Raw genomic sequence first — 10,252 nt, 5'->3', positions numbered from 1 at the left:
GTTCTATACCGTAAAGGTCTTTCAACAAGCACTGTAAACGCTTGAAAGGGACATGCGGCGCCACGCCCAGATAGGCTACCGCCGCATGGACGTTCACCCCATAGCTGACACCGGGTTTGACATGGGAGGGGGAACTCGCCGCGGCAACAAGCGCATATTTTTTCTTCCACGGCATGACTGATGGTTACCAAGCAAATAGGCAGGGGGATATCCACGCTTTGACGGGTCTCTGCCGGATCTCCCTCCACATCGGAAAGCGACGAGTCACAGACCTTGAAATAGGCCGGAGAAACTAATTTTTTCAATTCGAGGGGATGTGAGGATTACGTTCATTGCCTTTGGGAACAGGTATAGTTGCCGTAATTTTGATGCGGTAGACCTGCCCTATCTATTCTGTTTTCAGCAGTTAATTTTACCTCTATCCTCAAATATTTTCAAAAAATCCACCACAACCTATTGCATATATCAAAATAATCCGTATATTTGCACCTGTAATTGAAACAACGATATTTAAATAACATAATGGTGCCATAGCTCAGTTGGTAGAGCAAAGGACTGAAAATCCTTGTGTCCCCGGTTCGATTCCTGGTGGCACCACTTTTAAAAGACTTCAAATTTGGTAAATCCCTGAAAACTAAACATTTCAGGGATTTTCTTTTTCCCCTAATCCGCATATTTTGGGCAGAATTACGCACTTCCGCTGTGCTAAATCGTGGACAATTTTAGTCTCGAAAAAAGTGTCCACGAATTGTACCGTAAGTCGCTGATTGTCTTATCGTTTGTTTCTTGCTATTCTACACGATTCAGTAACTTTAAACATTAATTTTTAGAGTATGAAACGACAGACTTTCAACGTGCTGTTCTTCATCCGCAAAACAAGAACAGTAAAGTCAGGTGAGACACCTATCATGTTGCGGATAACAATTCAAGGGCAATTAGCTGAAATGCAGCTAAAAAGAACCGTTAAGCCTGAACTTTGGTCGCAAGCTAAAGAACGGTGTACAGGTAAAGATGCCAAATCCGTAGAAGTAAACCGCTATATTGAATCGGTAAGACTACGTTTGTATGATATTCATCGAACTTTGGAAGATGAAAATAAACTTATCAATCCGATGGAGATTAAAAGACGCTTTCTCGGACTGGATGAAAAGCACATGATGTTCTTTGAAATTTTTCAAGAGCATAACGACAAATGCCGTGAACTGATTGGCAAGGATTATGCCAAAGTAACTATCTCCCGATTTGATACTTGTTTACGGTATTTCAAAGAGATGGCTTTGAAAAAGTACCATCTAAAGGATATTCCCATGAAAGAAATAAGTCATGCCATCATTCAAGATTATATTCACTTCCTGAAAGCTCAAAAAGACTTGCAAGAAAATACGGTAATCCGTTATATGAAAGTAGTGAAGAAAATCACCAACATGGCATTGGCTAATGATTGGATGGAGAAAGACCCGTTTATCAATATCCGTTTCCACGAGCAGGAAGTACACAAAGAGTTTCTAACCAAAGAAGAATTAGAAACTATGCAAAACAAAGTTTTTGATGTTCCTCGATTGGATTTAGTGCGTGATATTTTTCTATTCCAATGCTTCACGGGGTTAGCTTTCATAGATGTATCTGAATTAAAAGCAGAACATCTTGTATCTGATAATCAGGGGAATTTATGGATTAGGAAAGCAAGACAGAAAACGAAAGTTATGTGCAACATTCCTCTTTTGGATATACCTTTAGCCATATTGGAGAAATACGAAGGGAATCCACTGGCGAAAAAGAAAGGAACATTGTTGCCTGTTCCATGCAACCAAAAGCTAAACAGTTACCTGAAAGAAATTGCTGATTTATGCGGTATCAAGAAGAATCTAACCACACATACCGGACGACATACATTTTCGACCATTGTCGCTTTAGCTAACAATGTATCATTGGAAAATGTAGCAAAAATGCTCGGTCATACCAATACAAAAATGACGCAGCGATACGCAAAAGTATTAGACCAAAGTATTCTTCGAGATATGCAGAATGTGCGGGAGAGCTTCTCTACTAAAACCACCTAAAGATGAAAACGGCTACCTAATCCATTAGGACGGTAGCCGTTTTTCTATATTCATCCTATTAAAAACTAAAGAGAATAATCTTCTATATTATAGGCAGAGCGAAACCTATCTTCCAATACTTTCCTAATATCCGATTCACGGAACAGCACTTTGCCCGGAAGTTGAATAAAAGGGAAAATGCCATCATCCCGATAATACTGCAAAGTTCTACGGCTGATTTTGAGAATAGAACAAAGTTCTTCGCTTGTCAGATACCGTTCACCATCAAACATGGGCTTATTATTCTTCAATACATATTCTATATAAGGTAAAACCCTATCTAACGATTGCAATAATTCTTGGCTATCCTCATTCGTGTATAAATCCATAAGCAATTATTCTTTAGTGGTTACTTTTATTCTACCTGAATCCAATAGTTTTTGTACTTCGGCAACCTTATAATATACCTTCTTGCCAACAGTCGAAAAAGAAAGTTTGCCACTCTCACGTAAAGACTGTAATGTTCGTAAAGGAATATTTAAGGAAGCTGCCAATGTCCTACCCTCTATCCATTCTTTCTCAATACGCATATCAGAGGGAGATAAAGAAGTATTATCTGCCCATGATACAATCTGTTCCAGCTTCTTTCTAAAAGAATCGAAGGAAAACCTTTTTATTGCTACTATATCCATATATAAATTACTTTTCAAAATTCATTTTCTTTTAAAGTAAGTTTTCCAGAACTCAATATGAAGCATTGACAAAGATAAGTTCCGTATTTAGCCTGTTCAAGTCCGAGCCTTCGGTTTAGATGAAAATCTTCCTCTCACTATGTTCGAGCGTATTTTCATCTAAAGACTTGCACAGACTAAATACTTCACTGGGAAAGTCAATGATTCAAATTAAATTCCGAAAAACAATGTTTTGGGCTTGGCAGGTTACTCTTTCCAACTTTCAAAGTAGTGCTTTTGGAGCAGTTTATCAATATCACTCTGACGGTAGATGATTTTACCTTTTATCTGGATAAAGGGAATTAGCCCTATATCTCGCCATTCTTGCAGGGTTCGCAAACTGACATTCAGTTTCTTGGAAACCTCATTATTAGAAAGAAAGCGTTCCCCATTCAGGTGGGGCTTGTAGTGCTTTACAATAGATTCAATACCATCCAGCATCGAATCGAGCGAAGAAATAAATTCTTTGACTTGCGGTGTATCTTTATTTATTAGTTCCATGATTGAAAGATTGTTTTATTGATATATTGATTTCAAGATTGCTAGATAGCTAGTTAGTTACGCAAATAGTCACCGAGTGATGAAATGCTAAGTATATCTTTTGCCGGATCATAATCTACATAGAGTCGTTTAGACGCAGTAGCAATAAAATACTGGTTACCATCTTGCTGTATCTCATAAGTAGCGGGTGAAGCCTGTTTAGTAGTTTCCGATACATATATAATAGAAAGGAGATACTCTTTGTCGCTCCGATAAATGATAACCGTAGGATTCAAATTAATGCTTTCCCATGTGCCAACAATGGAAAACAGGTTGAAAAACGGATAATCTTTTTTAATTCTTTTCATAAGACGTGGGGTGTTTGGGTGATTGATTTTGCGTTTCACTGTCTGCAATAATTCTTTCAATATCGGAAGTCTTATAATAAATCTTACTACCAATTTGAGAATAAGCCAATCTTCCGCTACTTCTGTAATACTGCAAAGTTCGCTTACTAACGCCTAACAACAGGCACACTTCCTGACTATCCAGCCAGTTTTCGACTTTCTGGGTATGAGTGCTGCACAAACTTTCTATCCGTTTGGCAAACTCCGTGAACCTCTCGCAGACATACGAAAAGGTTCTCTTTTCAATAGTTACTACTTCCATACTTTCAATTTTAAAAGGTTTATAAAACGTGTCGATTTTATTTTCATCGGCAAATAAAAGAAGAATCATGAGCCGTTTTCAAAACTGTCCGAAAGTGGCGAAGTAAAGTTCTTAATGACTTAATATGTACTTATCGTGGCAACATAATACAATGATTTATAGACGAAATACTCATTGATTTAGGCAGATCATATAGAAACAAAGAAAAATAAACCGATATTTCTTTGTCAATTCAAAAATAACGCTTATATTTGCAGTGACCAATAATAACAAAATAGTCACACGGTATGGCAAAAGCATTTGATGACAACGAAAGAAAGCTTATAAAGGATAAACTCAAAGAAGGAGCTTTGCTATTTATCCAGCAACAAGGGGTACGTAAAACTTCTGTAGATGAGCTTGTTAAATATGCCAATATTTCTAAAGGAGCATTTTATCTATTCTATACATCAAAAGAACTTCTTTTTTTCGATACAATAATAGACTATCATAAGAAATTGGAAAAAGAATTTCTTAATGCCATAAATAAGCATACCAATAATATTACGGTTGATACATTGACAGATATTATATCTGACTTGCTAATCAACAACAAACCATACTTTGTATCTATCTTCGTTAATAGTGATGTGGAATATCTAAATAGAAAGCTCCCTCAAGAAGTACTTTCAAAACACGTAGATGATGATGTCATGCTAGCAAACGAACTACTGAAATTTATTCCAGAAAGTAAATCAATTGATACAAAAGTATTTGCAGGGGCTTTAAGAGCTGCATTCTTGACTATTCTAAACGAGAAAACAATTGGAACAGATATTTACAATGAAGTTTTCAAGTTTATAGTTAGGGGAATAGTACAGCAACTATTTAAAGACTAATCCAATACAACAAGATTATATAATATCAACTGACTATGTGCAAATATGTTACATAGCGATACTTTGAATTTACAATATGACTATATAAACAATTTTAGTCATACGATATAAAATTGAAAAATTATGATTACAGTAAAAAACTTATCGTTTAGTTATTCTCAACTACCATTTATTGAGAATATGAATTTTCAAGTAAGAAGCGGAGAAATATTTGGTTTCTTAGGCCCTTCTGGAGCAGGAAAAAGCACTCTCCAAAAGATATTAATAGGTATGCTCCCTAAATATAAGGGGAGTGTTTCTATTAATAATAATGAAATTAGAAATAAGTCTGACCAGTTCTATGAGAGTATTGGTGTCGATTTTGAATTCCCTAGTTTTTATGAGAAATTCACCGCATTGGAGAACTTAAAATTCTTTGGTTCTTTATATGACTGTAAGCTGATTCCTGTCGAACAATTATTAGAAATGGTTGGACTATCACAACATGCCAATAAGAAAGTGGCAGGGTTTTCTAAAGGTATGAAATCCAGATTAAACTTTGCCCGATCAATTATTCATCAGCCCAAAGTGTTATTTTTGGATGAGCCAACATCTGGTTTAGATCCTTCAAACTCCCAAGTGATGAAAAACAATATTCTTGATCTTAAAAATAAAGGAGTAACAATCATTCTGACTACTCACAATATGCACGATGCAACCGAACTTTGTGATCGTGTAGCATTTATTGTTGATGGCAACATTAAAGCTATGGACACTCCTCATAATCTTATCATGTCAAGGCGTTATAATGAAGTAACATATTCATATTTGGAGAATCAAAAAGAATTAAATACTACAATCGCACTTGACAAAATAAGTACAGATAAAAAGCTACAATCTCTGATTCAAGCTAATGCCTTATTATCAATACATAGCAATGAGCCAACATTAGACAATATATTCTCAGAAATAACAGGGAGGAAATTACTATGAAGCTTAAAAGTTTAATACTAGGCGATATTCGGCAACAATACAAATATGGTTTTTATGCCCTATATACGTTATTTACACTAGTGTATATTGCAGTATTGCGCATCCTTCCTATGCCGTGGAAAGAACTATGTACAACTACCCTTATATTTTCAGATCCCGTACTGATCGGATTAATGTTTATGGGAGCAATAATATTATTCGAGAAAAGCGAAAAAGTAATGCAGGCATTAGCTGTTTCGCCCATATCGATACACACATATATTTTGTCAAAGGTAATTTCCATTGGACTAATTTCTTTGCTAAGTGGAGTTCTCATCGCATTGTTCTCAGGCATGGAACATTCTTACATACATCTTGCTGTTGGAATTATGTTAGGTTCAGCATTATTCACACTGGTTGGAATATCACTTTCTGCTTTTATTTCAACCATGAATAATTTTATGCTGATTATGGTTTCCACTTTAATAATATCTATAGCTCCCATATCTGTTTATACAATGGGCTATAAATCGGGAGCTATGCTATTACATCCAAGCATAAGTTTTATAGAACTTATGTCTGGAAATATCAGCGTCATGTCTCTAATGGTAATAATCATTTGGTGCATTGCGATGTATATTTTTTCTTGTCTGTCAGTAAAAAAAATGATGACGATATAATTATGAATCAGAATATTATTTCCTTCAAAATGTTTATCAGAAACATATTCTCAGATGGTATGTTATCTGCAATAATATGTATCCCGCTAATATTAGCGGCAATATATAGGTTTGTTTTCCCCTTAATTGTACAGCATTATCCGATGCTAAAGGATTTCAATCTATATTATCCGATATTGGATTTATTCCTTGCAATTATGTGTCCTTACATGATTTGCTTCGCTTCGGTCTTAGTGGTATTAGATGAAACAGATATGAAAATCAACAGGTATATCACAATCACCCCACTTGGGAAGAAGGGTTATCTTATATCAAGATTGCTTATTCCTGTTCTATTTGCAGCTATTGTTTCTTTCGTGCTGCTTTCTTTTTGTTCTGTATCAGGTATGTCATTATGGACTACATTTATAATATCAATATTGGCTACAATACTAAGCGTTGTGGCTGCTATGATTATTTTAGCATATGCGGGAAATAAAGTGGAAGGTATGGCACTTGCAAAAGTATCTGCTTTAGTTATGGTTGGGTTAATTATACCTTTTGTTATTACAGATAGTACCCAATATATATTTTCATTTCTCCCTTCTTTTTGGATAGCCAAGTTTCTAATAAGTAATAACTATTGGTTTATTCTACCAACGATCTTTCTTTCTGGCGGACTGATTTACATATTATATAATAGATACAGCACAAAAATATAGTTTCTTCTAAAATCGATACTATTAATACCGAATATATAAAAATATAGCCCCCTAAATAAGCATATTGAATTTACGATTATACGAATTAATATTATTCACTATCTAAAAATTATGCTTATGAATGAGTTATTGAAAATGAAGTTTTTTGAGCTATTGTCTAAAACTTCACAAGAAGTTACTAACACAGAAATGCAAGATGCCTATGGAGAATTTGTCAAGCACATAGTCGCTATTAGCAATTCAGAAGATTATTCCTATATCTTTCGGATGCTAAATCTCACCCGTATTGAGATAGCACCCCTAGAAGAGTTATATCAATGTGGGCAGGGGGAAAAATGCGCTTAAAATTCTCTATGTCCATAAAGCGTTATCGACAATTGATGCTGAGTTACAATTAATCAACTTGAAAATTAACCATCCAGAACAATTTAAGTTATCTATTCCTACAGCGTTCAAGTCCGACCTATATGTAATCCCTAAGTCAAAAGACTTGGGGATTATTGGCATTGCAGAAATCGTATTAGCTCTGTTTTTACAGGGGCAAATCATTGGCGAAGATGGAAAACCTGTCCCAGAAGTTCGTTTAGCTCGTGGCTTTGAGCAGCTTTTCAATCTAAAATTCGGAAGTATTTACGATAAGGTAGGTGAAGTATTTACCCGCAAGTCGTACAACCTTACCAAAACATTGGATGCCTTACGAAATGCTATCATCAAAGAGGATCGAAAACGTAAGAACCGATAAAGATCAAAAAAGATGCGTGTGTAAACTATTAATTTCCAGAGATTTGAAATTCTATTTTCGGGGAGTAGGTAACTACTCCTCTTTTTCTGCTACATTGTTTTACTGAATTTTGCTTCATCAATCGATTGAGAACAATAATATTAAACTAAAAAATGAAGCAAAATGTATATAGACAACGAAAACTTCGAGAAATGGATGGAGAAGCTATCTAAGAAACTCACTGAAATAGGACAAGACTTAAAATCCCTTATCAATACCGATCAGGTATTAGAAGAAAATGAACGATTACTTGATAATCAGGATTTAGCATTTCTATTAAAAGTGTCTTTCAGAACTTTACAACGCTATCGACTAAAAGGTAAGCTCCCTTACTTTACTATTGGGCATAAAACCTACTATCGGGCTAGCGATATTAGAGCTTTTGTACGTGAACGAGCCGATTATCAAACTTATAAACAGTTTGAAAAAGCCAATCAATTAAAAACAAACCCTGACAGCAAAATGCAGCAGAGAAGAGAAGCTTATGTTTAAGCTATCACTTTGTGTTACCACCCCGATTTAGCAGAAACCGCTTCACCTATCGGTTCAGCCCGTTTCACTAAATCGAGCAAGAGGGAACTGGACAAGTCCTGTTCTTCCCTCTTGCCCTGCGGGGCAAAGCCTTAGGCTTTAGCGTGTTACAAGAACACGCTGTAATGACACCTGTAATAAACATTTTCTTTTAAATGCTTATTATCAAGTATTTATCTATTCATATTTCTATAAAAAAGTAATTACCATGCCAAACAACAGTCGGAAAACGATATTCACTACAATTTCTATAGACAAGGAAACGGCAACTTTGGTAGAAAAGATATGCAAACGCTATTCACTGAAAAAGAGTGAAGTTGTAAAGTTGACGTTTGGGTATATTGATAAGGCACACATCAACCCATCCGAAGCTCCTGAATCCGTAAAATCGGAACTGGCGAAAATAAATAAGAGGCAAGATGACATTATCCGCTTCATCCGTCATTATGAGGAAGAACAACTGAATCCTATGATACGGGTAACAAATTCTATCGCTTTGCGTTTCGATACTATCAGCAAGACTTTGGAAACTCTTATTCTCTCTCAATTGGAATCCAGTCAGGAGAAACACACAGCTGTACTTAAAAAACTAAGTGAACAGTTCTGCAATCATGCCAATGTGATAAACAATCAATCCAAACAGATTAGCTCACTCTGCCAGATACACCAACGGGATTATAAAAAGGTATTTCAACTGATACAACTTTATTCGGAGCTATCTGCTTGTGGCGTGATGGATAGTAAACGGAAAGAGAGCTTAAAAACCGAAATCAGCAATCTGATAAATACATAGGATTATGCACATAGATTTTGCCCCGCCATCAAACGGAACATATAATAATACCGGGAGTAGCCGACCGCTAGCAAATTACCTTGAACACGAGGATTTAAAAAGAATGGAGAAAGGTATTTATGCCGAAGGCTTTTTCAATCTGACAGATGATAACATCTATAAATCAAAAGTTATAAAAGATATAGATAGCAATATCGGGCAACTATTGAAAACAGATGCTAAGTTTTACGCTATCCATGTCAGCCCATCGAAAAAGGAACTTCAAGCGATGGGTAACACAGAGCAGGAGCAAGCCAAAGCAATGAAACATTATATCCGTGAAGTGTTTATTCCTAAATACGCAAAAAACTTCAACAAAGGACTATCCGCTTCGGACATAAAGTTTTACGGTAAGATTCATTTTGACCGTAGCCGTTCTAATAATGAACTGAATATGCACTGCCATTTGATTGTGAGCCGTAAAGATCAAACCAACAAAAAGAAACTGTCACCAGTTACCAATCATAAGAATACCAAGAATGGAATAATCAAAGGAGGATTTGATCGTGTGAATTTGTTTCAGCAAGTTGAAGAAGGATTTGATAGGCTATTTAGTTATAATCGCCAGCAGACGGAATCATTCAACTACCACAACATGATGAAGAATAGTTCTATATCTGAACAACTTACACTACAGGAACAAAATATTCAATCCAGTGAAAGAAAAAATAAAATCAATCAGGATTGCAATCTTTCTGTCATTTTTGAAAACAAGGAAATAAACAGTCAGGCTTTCAAATCAGATAGTAAGATTAAAGAAAAGAACGACGACCATATTTCTACCCATCAATCTCACATTCATGAAAATAATCTTTCTTCCAAATCTTTTATCCCACTTACTTCATCAGGTATAGACTTTTCTCGCAATCCAACTCTACTAGAAGAACAAACACTTAATCCTAAGAAGAAAAAGAAAAAAGGGCGTAAACTGTAAATGCTCATCATCACTTCCAATATATAAATGTGTTTGTATTCAGAA

Annotated in this window: 16 protein-coding genes and 1 tRNA gene; 11 read left to right on the top strand and 6 right to left on the bottom strand. The window is 35.5% G+C overall.

Annotated features, from left to right (window positions below; genetic code table 11):
• Positions 1-305 (bottom strand): hypothetical protein (locus tag E5342_RS15425; protein WP_135959724.1); only part of this gene is annotated, 305 nt, incomplete at its 3' end.
• Positions 306-524: 219 nt separating this feature from the next.
• Between E5342_RS15425 and E5342_RS15420 the strand changes: the two genes are divergently transcribed.
• Positions 525-597 (top strand) — tRNA-Phe (locus E5342_RS15420).
• 236 nt (positions 598-833) lie between these two features.
• Complete coding sequence (locus E5342_RS15415; RefSeq protein ID WP_135959723.1) at positions 834-2,060, top strand: site-specific integrase; 1,227 nt, start codon at positions 834-836, stop codon at positions 2,058-2,060.
• Between the two features lie 65 nt (positions 2,061-2,125).
• On the opposite strand, the gene E5342_RS15410 is transcribed toward E5342_RS15415, so the two are convergent.
• The 5 genes from E5342_RS15410 to E5342_RS15390 form a co-directional block, all read right to left on the bottom strand.
• Positions 2,126-2,428, bottom strand: a complete 303-nt coding sequence (locus E5342_RS15410) for a helix-turn-helix domain-containing protein (protein WP_032568330.1) — start codon at positions 2,426-2,428, stop codon at positions 2,126-2,128.
• A 6-nt stretch (positions 2,429-2,434) separates the two neighbouring features.
• Positions 2,435-2,731, bottom strand: coding sequence for a helix-turn-helix domain-containing protein (locus tag E5342_RS15405; RefSeq protein WP_135959722.1), 297 nt, complete (start codon positions 2,729-2,731; stop codon positions 2,435-2,437).
• Positions 2,732-2,977: 246 nt separating this feature from the next.
• Complete coding sequence (locus E5342_RS15400) at positions 2,978-3,271, bottom strand: helix-turn-helix domain-containing protein (protein ID WP_032573124.1); 294 nt, start codon at positions 3,269-3,271, stop codon at positions 2,978-2,980.
• 53 nt (positions 3,272-3,324) lie between these two features.
• On the bottom strand, positions 3,325-3,618 hold the full coding sequence (locus tag E5342_RS15395; RefSeq protein WP_135959721.1) for a DUF3876 domain-containing protein: 294 nt from the start codon (positions 3,616-3,618) through the stop codon (positions 3,325-3,327).
• Positions 3,605-3,919 carry a helix-turn-helix domain-containing protein gene (locus E5342_RS15390; RefSeq protein WP_025835668.1) on the bottom strand — a complete coding sequence of 105 codons (315 nt, stop codon included), beginning with the start codon at positions 3,917-3,919 and terminating at the stop codon, positions 3,605-3,607. Before E5342_RS15390 ends, E5342_RS15395 begins: the two co-directional genes overlap by 14 nt.
• A gap of 287 nt (positions 3,920-4,206) precedes the next feature.
• On the opposite strand from E5342_RS15390, the gene E5342_RS15385 reads away from it, so the two are divergent.
• The 9 genes from E5342_RS15385 to E5342_RS15340 all read left to right on the top strand — a co-directional run bounded on the left by E5342_RS15385 (position 4,207) and on the right by E5342_RS15340 (position 10,207).
• Positions 4,207-4,797 (top strand): TetR/AcrR family transcriptional regulator, encoded by a 591-nt coding sequence (locus tag E5342_RS15385; protein ID WP_007656985.1) that lies wholly within the window; start codon positions 4,207-4,209, stop codon positions 4,795-4,797.
• 123 nt (positions 4,798-4,920) lie between these two features.
• Entirely contained in the window at positions 4,921-5,769 is an 849-nt protein-coding gene (locus tag E5342_RS15380) for an ABC transporter ATP-binding protein (RefSeq protein WP_135959720.1), read from the top strand.
• Entirely contained in the window at positions 5,766-6,428 is a 663-nt protein-coding gene (locus E5342_RS15375) for an ABC transporter permease (RefSeq protein WP_119213312.1), read from the top strand. Before E5342_RS15380 ends, E5342_RS15375 begins: the two co-directional genes overlap by 4 nt.
• Before the next feature lie 2 nt (positions 6,429-6,430).
• Positions 6,431-7,129 (top strand): hypothetical protein, encoded by a 699-nt coding sequence (locus E5342_RS15370; protein WP_135959719.1) that lies wholly within the window; start codon positions 6,431-6,433, stop codon positions 7,127-7,129.
• 111 nt (positions 7,130-7,240) lie between these two features.
• Positions 7,241-7,474, top strand: a complete 234-nt coding sequence (locus E5342_RS15365) for a hypothetical protein (protein ID WP_117578810.1) — start codon at positions 7,241-7,243, stop codon at positions 7,472-7,474.
• Positions 7,449-7,871 (top strand): hypothetical protein, encoded by a 423-nt coding sequence (locus tag E5342_RS15360; RefSeq protein ID WP_119213480.1) that lies wholly within the window; start codon positions 7,449-7,451, stop codon positions 7,869-7,871. Before E5342_RS15365 ends, E5342_RS15360 begins: the two co-directional genes overlap by 26 nt.
• Positions 7,872-8,033: 162 nt before the next feature.
• Positions 8,034-8,402: a helix-turn-helix domain-containing protein gene (locus E5342_RS15355; protein WP_168354504.1), complete on the top strand. Its 369-nt coding sequence runs from the start codon at positions 8,034-8,036 to the stop codon at positions 8,400-8,402.
• A 247-nt stretch (positions 8,403-8,649) separates the two neighbouring features.
• Positions 8,650-9,234 (top strand): BfmA/BtgA family mobilization protein, encoded by a 585-nt coding sequence (locus tag E5342_RS15345; protein WP_135959718.1) that lies wholly within the window; start codon positions 8,650-8,652, stop codon positions 9,232-9,234.
• Between the two features lie 4 nt (positions 9,235-9,238).
• Positions 9,239-10,207, top strand: a complete 969-nt coding sequence (locus E5342_RS15340) for a DUF5712 family protein (protein WP_135959717.1) — start codon at positions 9,239-9,241, stop codon at positions 10,205-10,207.
• Positions 10,208-10,252: the final 45 nt, after the last annotated feature.

The organism is Parabacteroides distasonis (assembly GCF_004793765.1).
GTDB classification, from domain to species: Bacteria; Bacteroidota; Bacteroidia; order Bacteroidales; family Tannerellaceae; genus Parabacteroides; species Parabacteroides distasonis_A.
Note: the sequence above shows the minus strand (reverse complement) of the source record. Positions and strands in the feature narration are given on the sequence as shown.